Here is a 16697-nt window from a genome sequence, read left to right as displayed (position 1 = left end):
GAACTTGAACCTCCGGTGGGGCTTGAGTTTGCCCCTGCTCCTCCAACTGAGGCTGAGGCTGAGGCTGAGGCTGAGGCTGAGGCTGAGGCTGAGGCTGAGGCTGAGGCTGAGGCTGAGGCTGAGGCTGAGGCTGAGGCTGAGGCTGAGGCTGAGGCTGAGGCTGAGGCTGAGGCTGAGCAATAACGTGCCATTGCAAAAAACACAATACAATTGCACCCATGAACAATCGACGGAATACCAGAGGGGATGAAAACATATTGGGTCTCATAAATCATTTAACACCTATAGAGAATGCATATAGCGACAAATAAACCTCTATTGACAACAAAACCCTTTTAAAAATTACTGGTGTCAATAGATGTAAATTCACGCTTTTTTGGAAGGGTAATACAACAAGATTAGACAAACTTGTTTAAAGCGTTCATTAGAGAAGGTTTTGCGGCAATGAATTTAAGGGCATGAAAGATGGATGTTAACCACCATCCTCAACCGGTGTTTCAGATATTTCCTTTTCAGGTGTGGTGACTTTAGACTGAGGAAAAACCATTGCCCAGTCTTTTGCCATATCTACTACCGTCCACCCATAGAGTTTGGCAGCTTTTAAAGCCTTATCCAGGTGCCCTACCTTAGAGCCACTATCATAAGACCACTCCCTCTTACTGTCGGTATGGTGAACTAACATGCCAAAACGAGGCCCTTTACCGGAAGTAGACCACTCCAACATCTGCAAATCACCGTCTGAATTTCCAGCAACAAAAATTGGGCGGAACCCAATAACCTGGCTTATGCCAATAGGCTTACCTACACCATCATTCACGAAGTCAAGTTTATCCGTTGTAATGATTTGAGGATGACCATCATCATCTTCATACCGTAATTTAAAACGGCTACCAATAACCTGTTCTGGCGGGATACCGTAGAAGCTCATTGAGAGTGCCCTAATGAAATCAACTCCACCACCTGAAGAAATATAGGTTTTAAAGCCATTTGCACGCAAGTACTCCAGCAATTCATGCATCGGCTGATAAACCATATTTCGATAAGACTTTCCCGTAAGGGGGTTTTTGGCGGCAGTAAGCCAGGAATTTACAACCTTATTAAATTCCGTATCTGTCATACTTGTTTGAGTCGTACTGATTATTTTTAACCTATCCGCTTTGCCAAGGGTCAATAAGCTATGAAAATCTCCTTTTAGAATGGAGGCAAAAGGTTGCTCCTTCTGCCACTTCGGGTGCTCAGGTGCCAATCGCTTAATCTCATCTATCGCAAAAAGTAACTGAACGTAAGCAGGCTTCTCCGCCCACAAAGTGCCATCGTTATCGAATACAGCAATACGCAGCTCTGGAGGAACAAAGTCGGAACTGCCTTCTCGCGTCACTTTTTTTACAAAACTTATGATGTCAGATTTTGTTGACGTATTATTCCATGATGGAAGATCTGCACTCACACCTGTGCTGGAAAAGAAAATATTTATCAGAAGCAGCAAGCAAAAAACTGTCAATTTTCTTTGAGAGAAAGCCATTAGGTTAAGAGACTCAAGTAAACATGGATTGCTTGAAGTGGCACACAATGAACTAATCTTGGCTTGTCAAAGCCAGATCAATCCAACAGAAAAGTCAATAAAACTAAATATATGATAAATATAGCTGGAAAAATTTACATAATTTTCATTGTTCTCGTTCTATTACCACTAGCTGGATGTGGCGGGCATAAGAATGAAAAATCCGAAATGGGTAAAACTGATGAAAACGAACCTATCTTAACCACTACCCATCAGATAAATCATTCGAAGAAAGAGCACGCAACATATACCGGTTCAGCATCCTGCCAAAACTGCCACCAAAAAGAAAGCACTGCCTGGAAAGACTCCCATCACGCGCAAGCCATGATGCCAGCCAGTGAAGACACTGTCCTCGGCAACTTCGATGGAACCACCTTTGACCACGGCGGAGTAACTACAACCTTTTACAAGCGCAAAGGAAATTTTTTTGTCGAGACCGAAGGAACTGAAGGTGTTCTAGAAAAATTCCCCATTTCATACACTTTTGGGGTAACTCCTCTCCAGCAATACTTGATTCAATTTTCCGGCGGGAGGCTACAGGCGCTCAGTATCGCTTGGGATAACCGTCCAGCAGTAGATGGTGGTCAACGCTGGTTCCATTTATACCCTAATGAAAAGATCGAACATACAGACTACCTACACTGGAGTGGTATTAATCAAAACTGGAACTTTATGTGTGCGGATTGCCACTCTACTAATCTACAAAAAAATTACGATCTTCAAACCGATACATTTCAAACCAGTTGGTCTGAGATAAATATCGCTTGTGAATCCTGTCATGGGCCCGCCTCCAAGCATCTTCAATGGGCTCAGAATCAACAACAGAGCCTTCAAAATTTTGGCTTTACTCATGAATTACAGAGGATAAATACAAACCAGTGGAAAATGAACCTTGAAACTGGCATAGCCTCAAGCAAATCAGCCAAGGTCGCCAAAGAAATACAAACTTGTGCACAATGCCATTCCAGGCGCGCGACATTCTCACCTGGCGCAACTGCTGGGAGTAAATTTTTGGATCACTATAACCTCGCCCTGCTACAACCACCCCTCTATCATGCGGATGGCCAAATTAACGAAGAAGTCTATGTCTATGGCTCTTTTTTACAAAGTAAAATGTATAGCGCAGGCGTCACCTGTAGCAATTGTCATGAGCCCCATAGTTTACAGTTACGTAGCAGTGGCGACGGGGTTTGTGCCCAGTGCCATCTATCTGAGAAGTTCGCTCAAACCGATCATCATCTTCACCCAATAAACAGCCCCGGATCGCGATGTATCAATTGTCATATGCCAGCAAAGAACTTTATGCAGGTAGATAGCCGCCGCGATCACAGTTTTCGCATCCCCCGTCCAGACCTTTCAGATCAATTAAAAACACCAAATGCCTGTATCAATTGCCATAAGAATCAAAGCAATCAGTGGGCTGCTGAAGTTCTGCGCAAGCGATTTGGCCCGGCAGAGACAAACCACTTTGGCGAGGCTCTACACGCAGGCCTTACAGGAGCATGGGATGCAGAGAAGAAACTAAGTAAATTGATCCTAGACCGAGAACAGCCAGCAATCGCTAGAGCAACCGCTATAACCTTTCTGGCGGAATACCTCAGCCGCGATTCTGTACAATTATTGCAATCCATAGCACAAAGCAATGAACCACTACTCAGTCTGGCACTGGCACAGTCATTAGATAGAATACCGGAGCAATTACGACCTGCCTTGGGAATACCTCTACTCTACGAGCGAGAACGCGTCACCCGCTCTTTGGCCGCCAATGCTCTAGCAACCTTACCCCTGGGAAATTACCCTGCTCAGGTTCGCCAGCAATTTTCTCTGGCACTTCAGGAATATATAACCTCAGAATTGTTTAACAGTGATCGACCAGAATCCTTATCCAACTTGGCGGGTCTACATCAACAGAGAGACAACTCTCAGCAAGCAGAAGTATTCTATCTTCGAGCTATAAGTAAAGCACCCTATTACACACCTGCATACATCAATCTGGCAGACCTTTATCGAATAAAGGGAAAAGAGAAAAGTGCAGAAGAAGTGCTGCGAAACGCTCTGGATAAAGCAGAGAGGAAGGCAGCAATACAACACTCCTTAGGGCTATCATTAATACGACAGAAACATCACTCAGAGGCTATCGCTTATCTCAAACAGGCCTCTGAGTCTAAACAGACTGATAGCCGCTATATATATGTCTATGCGATCGCACTACACTCCGCCGGCAACTCTACACAAGCCCTGGCAACGCTTGAGAAGGGGCTTGAGCAATTCCCTTCCTCGATAGATATCCTTCGGGCTTTAATCTCCATTAATCGAGAATCCGGCAACCTGGAGAAGGCTAAAAAATATGAAAACTTCCTTGCTGGAAGCAATCAGTAGTCCCAAAAGCCTTCTATTGTTTTAGTTGAAGCTAAACAATTAGTAGATGACTAAAAATCGTAATAAAAACTCAAGCGGAGCAAGTGCTCATTCGGAATTAGACCAAACTCACAGCTCTCACAGCCACTAAACACTTGGGCCTGAAGTCTAGTGCTGAAATGCTCTGTCCAATTTTGGATTAATTCCAAGTTATGATACTGGCTCTGATCATCAATGTTATATTGAATACTCTGACGATACTGAAACTTGCGTTCAATCCGGGTGTTACCCCACATAAAAAACAAATACTCCCGGCGCAACTGTCCCACCGATAACAGCTCATAGCTATCAATCAGGAAATTAAAGGCAGCTGGCGCCTGAACGGACTGTAAACCTTGCTTGGCAAGATCCACTTGTTCGATAACCTGGTCCCACTCTTCTGACTCATACCCATGTTCGTTGTATAGATATTCTGCCGTAATATCCCAGCCGCCTTTAAGGCTCATCTGAGCACCTAGCACTGCTTTTAGGTAACCGTGATCCTGTAGACCTCCATAGGAGATATCACTAGCCACTGGCAGCTGGCGCTGCTGTTCCCAGGCCCCTTCAAATCGTAGAGTTATATTATCACGTGCCAATGCACTCAAACCCAGGGCCGCATTCAGTTCTCCACCGTCCAACTGGTGTACTACTAACCTGGTATCCAGATCTCCCTCCCTATTCAGAACCAATGCATATTGATACTCGTGGTCAGCAAACGGATGGTCCAGATTCCGATCCAGATTATCTTCCACTTCAGCAATGTAGATACCCGCGTTCCAGTCACCGTAGCGAAGATCCAGATGCGCCATATCCCAACCCTGTTGTTGGGTCAGATCATCTGTATCCAGATTTGGCCGGTCATAGACAGGCTTGAGTAAGTTGGCAGGGGACCAATTGTAACCATTACTCCACTGAGGTTTGATCCTGCCAATATTAATACCCAATCTCCGGCTAGATGTGTACGAAGATAAGTAGCCCTCCAATAGGTAGGCATTGAACTCTTCTGAAGAGGCGCCACCATCATCCACCTTATAGTCTTGAATAAAGGTTAGGCGAGTAAAAGTAGAAAAGTGTGACCCCGATAAAAACTGACTACTGAAATCCAGTGCTAGCAAAGATTCTCTTTCACTAAATTGTAGATTTCCTGGGTTAAAATACTGGTCTCCCCGCACGCTATTCTGCTGCTGATAGGCAATAGCGGAAATATCATAATTCCAATAATAACCACTTTCCCTATTACTGGATGAAAGATCTTGTAATTTAGAACTCTCAGAGAGCTCATTAGAGAAAGGGTCTTTATACTCTTGCGCACTAGCTAAAGCAGCTGAGGCAGAGACACTTAAGATTATGGCCAGTTTATGCTGGATTAAATTTGGCATCGCCATGGTCTTTCTATATTAATTCAGCTTACCCAATGAAGCCTTCTGGAAAATAGCCTGATCCAATTCCTTGAGATGGTAATCATCGAATTTCATCCAGGTATAGTTTTCCTGCAACAAGGCATCCACGAGAAGGAGCTTATGTAATTTCAATTCATCGCCAAAGGTTTTATATTCTTTGTAAAAAGCTGTTTTCAGCAGACGATCTGACCGGGAATAGAATTCACTCTTAAAGGGTTGGTTTCCTTCTGTCTTTTCCATCCACACTTTCACTTTTGCATAAGCCACACCTGAAGCCGTTGAAGTTAACTCCAACAACCAGTAATCCTGCCCTTCGAGGGTTTCTTCTCCAATAATTTCTGCACGATAGTCTCTGGAGAAATTAGTCCCAACAACATCTCCATTACTGGTTTCCCCGATCAGTCGCTGAGACGGTGCAATACGAATAACTCGGCGAGTTCCGGGAATATAGAGCCACATATTGTTACCTTCCTTTAACATGGCCCTCCCCTTTTCACGAGCGGGAGATTCAAAGTGAATCAAAGACTTATCGTTAAACACTTTAACACTAAGCGTATTAGTTCGAGGTTCTTTATCTTTCTTATAGCTTATATTAGTAATATTAAAAACAAACCCTTGATCCTTATACCCCCTAACTTCATCTAATCGATTCACCAGGGATTCAGCCGTTACCTCAGCCACTGCTGGTACAACTAGGGAGAATAAAAACCCAACAAAAAAAATAAAACGGCTTCTTTTCATCTCTTTACCCTACACCTATAAACCTATTGCATTACCGTCAAGTGAACCTCAACGCATTCACTACCGGTATCCTGGAAGCCTTTACTGCTGGATAAACACTAGAAATTAAGGAGACCAAAAAACCCAAGGCAAAGGTTTTGATAAGAATCTCATTAACCACAAATACCCTTATCGGGTAATCCTGAGTACTGCCCGGCGGCCGCGGCATCATCCATTCGGCATAAGTAATGCCCTTTGCCGCAAGAATTCCGATAAGCAATCCTAAGAGGCTACCGATAATACCTAAAAACACAGACTCTAAAAGAATTAAGCCAACTACCTGCGTAGGTGTCCCGCCCATGGCTCGAATAGTCCCGATCTCTCGGGTGCGCTCCATCACAGCCATCAACATGGTATTGGATATGCTTAGAGCTACAATCACCAGGACAATTACGGTGATAAAACCAAACACTCCATTAAATAGGCCAACAACCTGATGATAATAAGCCGCCAAGTCCCACCAGCTTCTTAATTCCAGCCCTAGATTCTGTTGCTTAAATGCCTTACGCAAGGCGTCTACAGCCAGATCGGTTTGTTCAGTTTCTTCAAGCAATACAACCAGCCGGGTTAGATCCGAGGTATAAAGTAATTCCTGCGCAAGGGGCAAATTGACTCTGAGTAAGCGATCATCCAATTCCTTCACACCAGTGGTCACCACACCGGCTATCTGAATGTCTACCGCATTTATTGCTCCATCCTGGGTGCTTGCAAGCAATGTTAGGTAGTCCCCTACCTGAGCGTCCAGGGAGTTGAACAACCCCTCTCCCAAATGCGCAGCAGCAACATCCTCAGGAAATAGATCTTCACCTTCTACAATATGGATTGCAGAGGAAAGTAGTACCTCTTTTTCAGCATCGATACCAATACCCGATATTGCAATTGACTGCTTCCCATCACTCAGAAGACCATTAAAATTCAGTCGCGGTGCAACAACTAAAGCCTGGCTCTTCTCTTCAATTAGCTGGGTAATCTGCTCTAAGCTGGCAGAGGGAATCAGGTACTTTTCTGGCTCGGCTTTACCATATTGGTTGTAGCCATCGGCATAAATCTGGATATGCCCTAGCTGCGATCGAATCATGCTTTCACGCATGCCATCGTACATGGACTGAACAAAACCACCGAACACAATCAAGCTGGTACAGCCAAAAATAACCGCCGCAAGGGTGATTATACTGCGTCGACCGTTTCTAAGAATATTTAACAGCGCTACCTTCCAACCCAGAGTCATAACTAAAGTTTCTCCAGGGCCAGGCGAGATTTTTTCGCCCACTCGGTTTCTGAAGCTGTCAACCTTGTCCAGAGTTCTCTGGCTTTATCTGCCTGATCATTACGTTCATAGGCCTGTGCAAGGTAGTAGTCGACAAATGCCTGGAACTCATCACCGTACTTACCACCAATTTTTTGTTGAACTAACTCCAGGTCTTCTACTGCATAGCGGGCCCGTTTCAAGAAGGCCGGCATATTTGCGCAGCTGATGCCCCTCTGCAATCTTGCCCCAAGATTGAAAGGGGCCTGCTTTACTGCCCTATCCATCATGCGATTTCCCCGCCTTGAAAATAAGGATAGCTTTGCTAATTGATCGAGATAGAAACTAGATCGAAAGGAAATTGCCGATCCTAGAGCGGCACTCAACTCTGGATCATTGTTCAGCGTGCTCTTCAATTTGGTCATTTTTTGTTCCAGGGATTCCACTTGTTCAACTCGTGTATCCCCTGAGGAAGTCAGCAATGCCAATTTGGCCAAGTAAGCAATTTTCTTTTGTTCTGGTGTGGATTCTTCATTTAAATCTTCAACCAGGCGAACTCTCTCGAGGTTAGAAGAGGGGATCTCTGAAGGGGGTGTGTACTCCTCAGCAATCACCTTTGGAAGGCTGACAAACAGAAAAAAGAAAGCTGTAAGTACCTTCAGAAACTCCTGTGTGCTAAGTATTTTCATACCTCAACCCCCGAACTTGTAATACTGGATCTATCATACCCATTGGCCAGAACGTCACCACTAAGGCGATCACTCACTAACTCTCCATCTAAAATAGTAATCACTCTGGATGCCAGGCTAGTTACATAATCGTCATGTGTTGAAATAACAAAGGTTATGCCCTGCTCTCTATTCAACTTCTGTATCAGCGCCATGATCGTTTCTGAGGTTTTCGAGTCCAGATTTGCCGTAGGCTCATCTGCTAATACAATATCAGGCCGTGTGACAATCGCCCTGGCTATAGCTACCCGCTGCATCTGCCCCCCCGATAACTGGGTTGGTCTTTGCCCAGCCTGTTTTTCAAGGCCTACATCTTTCAGTGCCTGCAGAGCCCTTGCTTTGGCATCCTTCACTCCCCTGAGAGTCAGTGGATACATCACATTTTCCAGGGCTGTAAGCACTGGTATCAAATTAAAGGACTGAAATACAATGCCAATGTGCCGGTTTCGGAATTTTGAACGCTTGTGCTCTCCCAATTTACCGATATTGACACCGCCAACCTGAACAGTGCCGGAATCGCACTGATCAAGAGCCGACAAAATATTAAGCAAAGTACTCTTACCACTACCGCTAGGCCCCTTCACAGCGAGAAATTCGCCTTTTCCCAAGGAAAGAGTGATATCTTTTAGGGCGTCTACCCAGATATCACCCATGGCATAGCGTTTAGATACATTGCGCAATTCAACCAACATTAGGCTTCGCCCAAAGTAATAACCATTTGACTCAACTGCTCACAGGCATCCAGCATGGTAGAAGGACATTCAGCCAAACTTTCTGCTTTCTGGTAATAATCCAGAGCTATATTAAGTTCATTACTATTATCCAACCCTTTAATCCTGTAGGCATTAGCGAGAGCCAGATACACAAGTTGTTTGACTTCCCCAGGTAAAGCATCATTATCTTTTTCTATCAGAGCTATGAACCAGTCTTCATCTTCAAACACTCTGTCAAAGTGACCGCTAACTTCACCAACAAAAGAAAAAGTGAGCAGCCGAACCAGTCGCACATTAAAGTCAGAGCTAGCTTGTAGCGCCGCTTCATCCACTTGATTCATCGCTTGACGCAGACGATAAAGTTTATACAACCCCATGGCCGGATCGAACATGGCACCAGCCAACTTACCTTCATTGGAAAAATAGGCTGCTTTAATCAGCATATTTTCAGGATCTTGTTGGTAGGCGGTAGCCAGTAAATTATCCGCTCTGTCTATTTCATTGTGGTAGCTGTACAGCTGCCCAAGTTGCAACATTAATTCAGGGTCAGATTGATTCTGATCCAGCTCAGCTATCAGAAACTCCAATTGTTCAAATTCAGTTTTGCTATAGTCTATCTTTTTGAAGTCAATGGGAGCAGCCCCTGAAAACCAGGCAATAATGTTACCAATCAGAAGACTACTTATTAATATTGTTAGCATTTTCTTAAACATGGGCTACCCCCTAAAAAAGATTTAAATCTCAGCTGAATTTTCGAGCAACTGTGTATCCATTTCCTTTAGGGTAGTGTGCTCATCAAAAACCAGATTTTCTGGGCTCATCACACCAGGATAAAGCTGTTCACAAATCAATATCACTTCAACAATATTGAGTGAATCCACACCCAACTCAGCAATAGGGGTATCCGCATCAACAGAATCAACATTCAGCATAAGAGCGATCTGCTCACAGAGTTCCTGTACTTTGCTCTCTACGACTGCTGTAGACATACCTAATCTCCAGTTACATTACCAACTTTCAAGGGATAGAATCGCAACAAATAATCTAGGGTCAAAGCATATATACATACATGCTGCTCACCTTCAGAGTATTTCTGTTGCCGCTTAATAATCTTGGCGCTAATCATAGGGGGTATAAAAAACCAGATACGTGAAAGCCATCGGTTTCCGTAAAAAAACACCCTCTGAAAAGACTCATAAACATTAACTACAGGGTTGTCACCCAAAGAGAAAATTTGATTCAGACCATCCTTTTCTTTCAAATTACTCTCGTCGACAAGCCTGACCTCCTTACCTAACTCTGCACCCAGAATATTCAGATGAAAAAGAATAAAAGGATGATACAAATACTCTGCCAGGTAGACATCCCTATCCTGTTCCTTACCAGAAGCTTCCCAGCTCGATTCAAGCTGATCATTAATCTCTCTAACATAGTTTTTCAGATCAATGCCTTCAACCTTTCTGGACTTGTGCGCCGCTTTAAAGATATCTGACCTTTGACGATTAAACCCAAATTTTCGGGGCAGGCTATTTTTACTAATTTCGCACAAAAGCTCTTCACAAGCTTCTACTTGCTCAAACACTTGAGCAAAGAACACATGATCGAAAGGTGTAAATAATTGTGAAGCCACCATGGGGAGAAGATTGTATAAGGCCTCCCCTCTGCTTTGAGGCTTTACCAAAGCAGCCTTCAAATTAGGTTCTGTAGCAAGAGTATCATCCAGCCAGATTAATGACTCAGCTGTGATCTTCACCTCATCACCCGGAAAAATCATTCTGACATTTTCCAGCAGGCTTTTTCTTTCAGTAGGAAACCCGAAATATTCAAGCTCAACCAAATAGTTCAGATCGACTTTATCTGCACCTACGGCCAAAAATGAGGACAATTTCGCACTGATGAACAGTTGCTCATTCAGGGTAAAGTAATACAGGGGCAAATTGAACAAATCTGCAACTTTAATGTGAAAGCAATTGCGATCACTTCTCTGGATAACACCCTTATGCTTAACCTCTGATGTGCTCAATAATTTTTTATATTTATCGGGGTATAAGTCCAACACAGAGAACTCCGCACCCACTGCTAGTGTTACAGGTTTTACCCCAGAAATATCATAAACCATTTGTTTCACAAAGCAGCCTCCAATCGCCTCTCTACCACCTTATCGAGCCAGCTGGAGATCGGTTTAGCCGAAGCTGAGATAGCTGACATATGGGTAGCATTGGGAATCTCAGTTAAATAGGATTCTACTTTAGGTGAGATATACCAATTCATTACCGTATATAAGGTATGTGCATCGACTACTTCATCGTACTGGCCCACGGTGATATGACACGGGATATCAATACTGGCGAATAGATCGGTATATCTCTTAATAGTGTAAGCACTAAGTAAGTTGAAGCTACAATCAAGTACCCTACCCTGATTACCAGCAGCTGAACCTACTGGAGGGAAGCTTAAAACAGGCATCCGCCTGAATGCAGGAATAAGCATCGCCAGCCAATATTTCCAAAGATTTATTTTGGGCAAATTTTTCTGCTCTGGGCCCGCCATTGGTCTGCTGTGTCGCCGTTTACGAAAATAGCGGATAAAGTACTCAAGTCCTGAAGTGGCAATATCATACTTTCGAGTTTCTTCTGCCTGGGTTAGCGGTGGTGCTATAGCAAAAAAACCCACGATGTCCTTGGTACCATATATTCCGAGGTATCTCAGAGAGGCAAGAGAGCCGGCGCTATGCCCACCGAGTACAAAACGGCGAACTCCTCTCTCCTTGAGGTGCGCTATCAGATCCTGCAGATCATCCTGTAATTGGTTCGGATAATCCAGATCTCCAGGACGCCCCTCACTTTTCCCATGCCCTCGCCAATCCGGTAAGCAAATGGACATTCCCTGTTTGTGTAGCATTCGCCCAAACATTAAATACCACTGACTGCTAAAAGTGCTGCCGTGCATACATATGAGCGCGGTCTCTGTATCTTCTGCTGGCAGCCAGCGAAATGCCAGATTCTTACTATCACGCGCTTTGAAAAACTCTTGAATCACACCGCCTCCACTACAGGACTTTCTGAGGCTTGTTGATCCATTCCCATAGCTTTTCTCTGGTCAATTACAGAATCCATAATGCTGTCGGGTTGGCTACGTGCAAATGCCAAGAAAACCGGTACCATACCTGGCATCGCAATGTATTCCTGATTTTGAGACCAGAGCGATTTGGCTTTTTTAGCGAGCTTGTCAAGTTCATCTATAGTTAGCTCTCCGGAAGAATCCTTAATTTCCAGTGCTTCCGTATGGAAAGAGTCTTCCGTCACTCTAACTTGAACAGGGCGCTCCGCCTCATCTGAGAGTATTCCTGAGAATTTTTCAGAAATTTTCTCCAGCAACCACCCCTTGTCGGCAGTGCTTAAATTGGGCCTCCCCAATAAATCCGGCAACAATATACTTTGCTGAACTACCATTTTGTTAGCTAGCCCAGGGAAATCCAATTTGGCCTCAATCACCTTGAGAAATATCTCAACCCACAACTTTACCCTTAAATCAATGCGCCAACCATCCCGACCAGCAGTACCCATCAGGTAGACAAAATACTTGTAATGATCCGCTCCAGACTCAAAAAATCCTTCATCATTCCTACGGTAATAACGACCTTCCGATTTAAGAACTTTCGCGGTATCTATCAACTGCCTCTGCAATATAAGCTCCAATGCCATATAACCCCGGCGCAGGTAACTTTTACGTTGCCAGTACTCCTGATCCAGGTAACTGTCTGACATATAGTCCCAGGCGATTTCCAGAAAATAAGCAGCAGTGTTATATGCCAACAGAGGTGAGCAAAGCTCAGCAGAATCAATAACCGGGTATACATTGGCCACATGAGCATAGAGGCCTTGATAAAACTCTTTTACGGTCTGATTCGCAATGGCTAGCTCCTGATTCAGTATATTCTGGGCTTTACCTCTATCAGGTTCAGCGAGATCCATAAGGATATATTTACAGATATGATCATTAAACAAAGCGATCATATCGCCACCACCACTGAACAGGGGATCAAGAAACATAGAGGCAAAACCAGAGGTAGCCCAACGATCGGGGAAAATAAATTCATCCGCACGATAGGCAAGCTGCCCCCAAGCTTCAAAATCCACCAGCTCAGCGCCATCTAACAATTCTGAAATTGCCTGATAATTCATCAGGAATTCCAGGAAGCTTTCACGCTTGGTGGGTGGTTTTTCAAACTTATCCTTTTCACCGACAATTCCGACACTGGTGTAGCCACCACTCAGTGGAATAAACCACACCCAATAGCCATCTCCGGAAAAATGATTGGTAGATAAGAAACGGCCAAAAGCCCGTTTTCTCCAAGATTCATCTCCCATGGAGTCAATATCCCGGATATTCTTGAAGCGTCCCCAGGAAGAGAAGTGCTCGGGTACATTCTCCTGGCGTGTTAACTTTTTATGTTTCTTTGCAAAGCGATTGCGCCCACTACAATCCACCAACCAGCGAGCTGCAATCTCAGTGTTGCAATCAGCCACAGACAGCTGAATGGAATGACGGTTATCGTCAGACTCAATACTGAGGCCCTTGGCTTTCACACCCATAAGAACTTGAATACCATCTTCCCGGTTCATTTCAACCAGGTCCGCCTCCAGGCGAGCTCTGTCCAGCTGGAAGGCTGGATGAGGCGGAATACTAGTAGTTCCGTGCTCACTCATTTCGGTTAGAGACAAGCTGTGATCAGGTTTATCAAAGAAAAAGCGCAAACCGTTTTTCGGAAGGTGGTTCCTATAGAGATAATTAACCAAGCCCAACTGCTTCATAAAGTAATGGCCGGTCATCTCAACAGTAGCCTCCCCCACTTTTGCACGGAAACTATCACTGGCTTCTACAACCAAAATTGAAACATCCTGGCCACCGCGTCTAATTTGCCGAGCCAGAGTCAACCCGGCCCAGCCACCGCCAATGATGACAACGTCATATTCTTTTTGTATTTGATCGAAAGCATTCATCACAGCGATTCCACCCCAGTGAGAAGAGAATCCCATACGGGAGAGTCAACCTGACAAAATGAATCATGATCCTGAATAATGTCCATCACCATCTTGGTTCTGGGTAATTCATTCCTGATAAAGAATTTAGCGCTAGTGACCTTCGACTCGTAGAAAGCTTTATCCCCCTCTCCTTTACTCAGGCGACTGGATGCACTACAGGCAGCTTCTAGCAACAACCAGGCAAGAGTAATGTCCCCCATCATGTGCAGAATACGAGTACTGTAAGCCGGAATTTTGAACATCTCTTTGGTCCTGACCCACACATGTACGGTTGTCAGGACAGTCTCCAAGTGCTCAAAGGATTCTTGAAGGCGGCTAAATTCGGTTTTGAAATTGGGGAAATCACCCGCTCTATTAATAAATGATTCAAACTCACTCTTATAAATTTGAAACAGCTTGCTGGAGTTGCCCAGCCCTAACTTATCTCGGATAAGATCCTGGCTTTGGATATAATTAGTTCCTTCCCAAATGGCGAGTACCTTGATATCCCGAGCATACTGCTCAATACCCAATTCTTTCAGGTAACCTTGGCCACCACAGGTCTGAATGGCCAGTTCACAAATGCGCCATGCCTGATCACTGATATAGGCTTTCACCACGGGAGTCAGCAGGTTTACCAGCCCCTGATGATAGGTAGCCTCAGTTTTCTTAGCCTCATCCCCCTCGAATGTCTTGAGTAAGCTTTCAGATAGGGTCAGCTTGGCGATCAAGGCCCTGCAGCCCTCAACCTTGGATTTCATTTCCAGTAACATGCGCTGCACATCTACATGCTCAACAATATTGACCCTGCTTGCCGTAGCGCTGAAGCTTTCATGAAAACGTTTACCCTGAATGCGTTTACTGGCATAGGCTAGAGCGTTGTAGTAAGCCGAGGAAGCCATTCCCAGGGCATAAACCCCTGTGCTAATTCTTGCCTGATTCATCAGGGTCAAGAACTGCAATAATCCAACATTTTCCCGATCACCTAGTAAATATGCACGGCATTGGCCATTCTTGCCGAAGGTAAGGTGAGTATTGGCACAACCTTTAAAACCCATTTTGTCAGCAAGGGAGATACATTCAACATGATTAAACTCTCCTAGGCTACCATCTTCTTCAACCCAGTATTTGGGTACGATAAAGCAAGACAAGCCATAGGTTCCCGAGCCACTCTTCTCCCCTCTACCCATCACAAAGTACAAGGTATTATCTGTTAGGTCGTGCATACCAGCACTGATTAGGTACTTTTCGCCGGTGAGTAAATAGGTACCGTCTGCTTGCCGCGCGGCCTTGGTATCGACCAGGGAAACATCACTGCCAGCCTGTGGCTCAGTCAAACAAAGGCAAGAAGTCCACTCAGAAGTAGCCAATTTGTCCTTAAATAGTGCTTTTTGAATTTCTGAACCATATTTTTCTACCAGGGTAGAAGATGGCAAACAAAAACCACCATAGGTCATAAAGCTGGGGTTGGCCCCCATAAACATTTCTAACAGCATTTGCATTATAAAGGGCGGAAGATCGGTTACCTGACCGCCACTGCTAGAAGATAAGTCTCCCCATTCCTCTTTAAAACGACTCCACATCTCCGGAAAAGAGGAAGGCAGCTGTACCTTGCCATCAACCAAGTGGCAACTTTGTTCATCAGCCTCTTGATAACCTGGTCCCAATACCTCAGTAGCAAATTTTTTCGCACGCTGCAGAACATCATCTACGATTTCAGCAGAGCAATCACTATAGCGTGGGTGCTCAAATAGTGTTTTGGCCTGATGAAACTGGTCTTCAATAAGAAATTTAAATTCCCGCAAATCAGACTTATAGATATTTCTACCCATGTTTGGCTCCTTGATTTTCCAAGAGTGACCGCCAGCTGCCGGAACCCAGCACCCAGTGAAATATTTGATTATGTCTTCCCCGGTATTTTTTCTGGGGATAAATCATGGCGCCGCGAACATGAGGAAGGTGATCCTGGCCGTGTGCATCTTCGAGACTTTGTGCTGCATTAAAACCCTGATAAGCCTCTTCAAGAGAAACGGTCTCTGTGTTCACCAGACGGGAAAGCAGCTGTCCATTTGCTTGTGGGGTTCTGTGTACCCGGAGGCAACCAGCCCTACCACCGCCACCAAGAGTGATTATCCAGAGACCTTCAATTTCGTCTCTCAAACAATATTTATCAATCTCCGCAAGAGGCTTAATACTAAGATAGTGAAGCCCATCAAGCTCAACACTAGGCAGCCAATGAGTTTTATCCTCATGAGAAAAGCCTTTCAGCAATCCTTTCGCCCAGCGAGATTGAATATCAAAGGACACTACACGGCAGGAATTGTCCAGATCAGTCGCCATTAATTTCTTGAGGTTTTGCACCAGCTCAGGCGCCCCATTGAGTGATGGCGCTTGCGATAAAATATCACAACTGGAAATTTGGCATAAACTCCGTTCGTGGTAATGCCTACATAACCAGGAAACTGCCACTCCTGTAATCACATCCAAACCGTCCTGCCCAGGCTTTATTCCTATACCCAGGGCATCCAGGCATTCCTGCTGCCGCTCTTTACCCAGCTCTAAATTTATAACTAGGGCGTCTTCTTCATGACGTTTGGAATAACTTAAAAGCGCAGCATGAAAACTGGTACATGCACTACCTACAAATTGAATGTTATGCCCAGCCTCTTCCAGCTGAACTAGAAACTCAACAACCGGTCGCTCCAGTAACACATTAGCCTCGCCGGCTGAAACGATATATACAAGCTCTGGGATATAATCCAATCCTGAAAGGTAATGGTTTAGGGAGTTCAACAGTTGCTCTGTTTCCCCTTTATGATCAACCCAGAGGCTTCTTATATACATT

15 protein-coding genes are annotated in these 16697 nt (G+C 44.6%); 2 read left to right on the top strand and 13 right to left on the bottom strand.

What is annotated here, in order from left to right; genetic code table 11:
* Positions 1 to 15 precede the first annotated feature (15 nt).
* Positions 16 to 183, top strand: a complete 168-nt coding sequence (locus ACJJIJ_RS05475; RefSeq protein WP_444938853.1) for a hypothetical protein — start codon at positions 16 to 18, stop codon at positions 181 to 183.
* Positions 184 to 472: 289 nt separating this feature from the next.
* Here the strand turns inward: ACJJIJ_RS05475 and ACJJIJ_RS05470 are convergent, their stop codons facing one another.
* Positions 473 to 1522 (bottom strand): HAD family hydrolase, encoded by a 1050-nt coding sequence (locus tag ACJJIJ_RS05470; protein WP_444938852.1) that lies wholly within the window; start codon positions 1520 to 1522, stop codon positions 473 to 475.
* Positions 1523 to 1729: 207 nt separating this feature from the next.
* On the opposite strand from ACJJIJ_RS05470, the gene ACJJIJ_RS05465 reads away from it, so the two are divergent.
* A complete protein-coding gene (locus ACJJIJ_RS05465; protein ID WP_444938851.1) occupies positions 1730 to 3940 on the top strand; it encodes a tetratricopeptide repeat protein in 2211 nt (736 codons plus the stop codon).
* A 50-nt stretch (positions 3941 to 3990) separates the two neighbouring features.
* Here ACJJIJ_RS05465 and ACJJIJ_RS05460 read toward each other — a convergent pair whose 3' ends face one another.
* Genes ACJJIJ_RS05460 through ACJJIJ_RS05405 form a run of 12 tightly spaced genes read right to left on the bottom strand, consistent with a single transcriptional unit; the run spans position 3991 to position 16696 of the window.
* Complete coding sequence (locus tag ACJJIJ_RS05460) at positions 3991 to 5340, bottom strand: hypothetical protein (RefSeq protein WP_444938850.1); 1350 nt, start codon at positions 5338 to 5340, stop codon at positions 3991 to 3993.
* Positions 5341 to 5358: 18 nt separating this feature from the next.
* Positions 5359 to 6102, bottom strand: coding sequence for an outer membrane lipoprotein-sorting protein (locus ACJJIJ_RS05455; RefSeq protein ID WP_444938849.1), 744 nt, complete (start codon positions 6100 to 6102; stop codon positions 5359 to 5361).
* Between the two features lie 37 nt (positions 6103 to 6139).
* A complete protein-coding gene (locus tag ACJJIJ_RS05450; protein ID WP_444938848.1) occupies positions 6140 to 7369 on the bottom strand; it encodes an ABC transporter permease in 1230 nt (409 codons plus the stop codon).
* A 2-nt stretch (positions 7370 to 7371) separates the two neighbouring features.
* Positions 7372 to 8076 carry a hypothetical protein gene (locus ACJJIJ_RS05445; protein ID WP_444938847.1) on the bottom strand — a complete coding sequence of 235 codons (705 nt, stop codon included), beginning with the start codon at positions 8074 to 8076 and terminating at the stop codon, positions 7372 to 7374.
* Complete coding sequence (locus ACJJIJ_RS05440) at positions 8073 to 8807, bottom strand: ABC transporter ATP-binding protein (RefSeq protein WP_444938846.1); 735 nt, start codon at positions 8805 to 8807, stop codon at positions 8073 to 8075. Before ACJJIJ_RS05440 ends, ACJJIJ_RS05445 begins: the two co-directional genes overlap by 4 nt.
* The gene (locus tag ACJJIJ_RS05435) at positions 8807 to 9541 is read right to left on the bottom strand and encodes a tetratricopeptide repeat protein (RefSeq protein WP_444938845.1); all 735 of its coding nucleotides are present in this window, start codon (positions 9539 to 9541) and stop codon (positions 8807 to 8809) included. The genes ACJJIJ_RS05440 and ACJJIJ_RS05435 overlap by 1 nt, the downstream gene beginning before the upstream one ends.
* Positions 9542 to 9562: 21 nt before the next feature.
* The gene (locus tag ACJJIJ_RS05430; RefSeq protein WP_252085543.1) at positions 9563 to 9817 is read right to left on the bottom strand and encodes an acyl carrier protein; all 255 of its coding nucleotides are present in this window, start codon (positions 9815 to 9817) and stop codon (positions 9563 to 9565) included.
* A 2-nt stretch (positions 9818 to 9819) separates the two neighbouring features.
* On the bottom strand, positions 9820 to 10956 hold the full coding sequence (locus ACJJIJ_RS05425) for a hypothetical protein (RefSeq protein WP_444938844.1): 1137 nt from the start codon (positions 10954 to 10956) through the stop codon (positions 9820 to 9822).
* Positions 10953 to 11867 (bottom strand): alpha/beta fold hydrolase, encoded by a 915-nt coding sequence (locus tag ACJJIJ_RS05420; protein WP_444938843.1) that lies wholly within the window; start codon positions 11865 to 11867, stop codon positions 10953 to 10955. Before ACJJIJ_RS05420 ends, ACJJIJ_RS05425 begins: the two co-directional genes overlap by 4 nt.
* Positions 11864 to 13831 (bottom strand): NAD(P)/FAD-dependent oxidoreductase, encoded by a 1968-nt coding sequence (locus ACJJIJ_RS05415; RefSeq protein ID WP_444938842.1) that lies wholly within the window; start codon positions 13829 to 13831, stop codon positions 11864 to 11866. Before ACJJIJ_RS05415 ends, ACJJIJ_RS05420 begins: the two co-directional genes overlap by 4 nt.
* Positions 13831 to 15684, bottom strand: a complete 1854-nt coding sequence (locus ACJJIJ_RS05410; RefSeq protein WP_444890617.1) for an acyl-CoA dehydrogenase family protein — start codon at positions 15682 to 15684, stop codon at positions 13831 to 13833. The genes ACJJIJ_RS05415 and ACJJIJ_RS05410 overlap by 1 nt, the downstream gene beginning before the upstream one ends.
* Positions 15677 to 16696, bottom strand: coding sequence for a hypothetical protein (locus tag ACJJIJ_RS05405; RefSeq protein WP_444938841.1), 1020 nt, complete (start codon positions 16694 to 16696; stop codon positions 15677 to 15679). The genes ACJJIJ_RS05410 and ACJJIJ_RS05405 overlap by 8 nt, the downstream gene beginning before the upstream one ends.
* Position 16697: the final 1 nt, after the last annotated feature.

Source organism: Microbulbifer mixtoriginis (SeqCode), assembly GCF_052467945.1.
Note: the sequence above shows the minus strand (reverse complement) of the source record. Positions and strands in the feature narration are given on the sequence as shown.

What these genes read in the sequence shown, in the direction of transcription:
- ACJJIJ_RS05470 (WP_444938852.1), bottom strand. Translation starts at nt 1,522, where the DNA reads ATGGCTTTCTCTCAAAGAAAATTGACAGTTTTTTGCTTGCTGCTTCTG.
- ACJJIJ_RS05465 (WP_444938851.1), top strand. Translation starts at nt 1,730, where the DNA reads ATGGGTAAAACTGATGAAAACGAACCTATCTTAACCACTACCCATCAG.
- ACJJIJ_RS05460 (WP_444938850.1), bottom strand. Translation starts at nt 5,340, where the DNA reads ATGCCAAATTTAATCCAGCATAAACTGGCCATAATCTTAAGTGTCTCT.
- ACJJIJ_RS05455 (WP_444938849.1), bottom strand. Translation starts at nt 6,102, where the DNA reads ATGAAAAGAAGCCGTTTTATTTTTTTTGTTGGGTTTTTATTCTCCCTA.
- ACJJIJ_RS05450 (WP_444938848.1), bottom strand. Translation starts at nt 7,369, where the DNA reads ATGACTCTGGGTTGGAAGGTAGCGCTGTTAAATATTCTTAGAAACGGT.
- ACJJIJ_RS05445 (WP_444938847.1), bottom strand. Translation starts at nt 8,076, where the DNA reads ATGAAAATACTTAGCACACAGGAGTTTCTGAAGGTACTTACAGCTTTC.
- ACJJIJ_RS05440 (WP_444938846.1), bottom strand. Translation starts at nt 8,807, where the DNA reads ATGTTGGTTGAATTGCGCAATGTATCTAAACGCTATGCCATGGGTGAT.
- ACJJIJ_RS05435 (WP_444938845.1), bottom strand. Translation starts at nt 9,541, where the DNA reads ATGTTTAAGAAAATGCTAACAATATTAATAAGTAGTCTTCTGATTGGT.
- ACJJIJ_RS05430 (WP_252085543.1), bottom strand. Translation starts at nt 9,817, where the DNA reads ATGTCTACAGCAGTCGTAGAGAGCAAAGTACAGGAACTCTGTGAGCAG.
- ACJJIJ_RS05415 (WP_444938842.1), bottom strand. Translation starts at nt 13,831, where the DNA reads ATGAATGCTTTCGATCAAATACAAAAAGAATATGACGTTGTCATCATT.
- ACJJIJ_RS05410 (WP_444890617.1), bottom strand. Translation starts at nt 15,684, where the DNA reads ATGGGTAGAAATATCTATAAGTCTGATTTGCGGGAATTTAAATTTCTT.
- ACJJIJ_RS05405 (WP_444938841.1), bottom strand. Translation starts at nt 16,696, where the DNA reads ATGTATATAAGAAGCCTCTGGGTTGATCATAAAGGGGAAACAGAGCAA.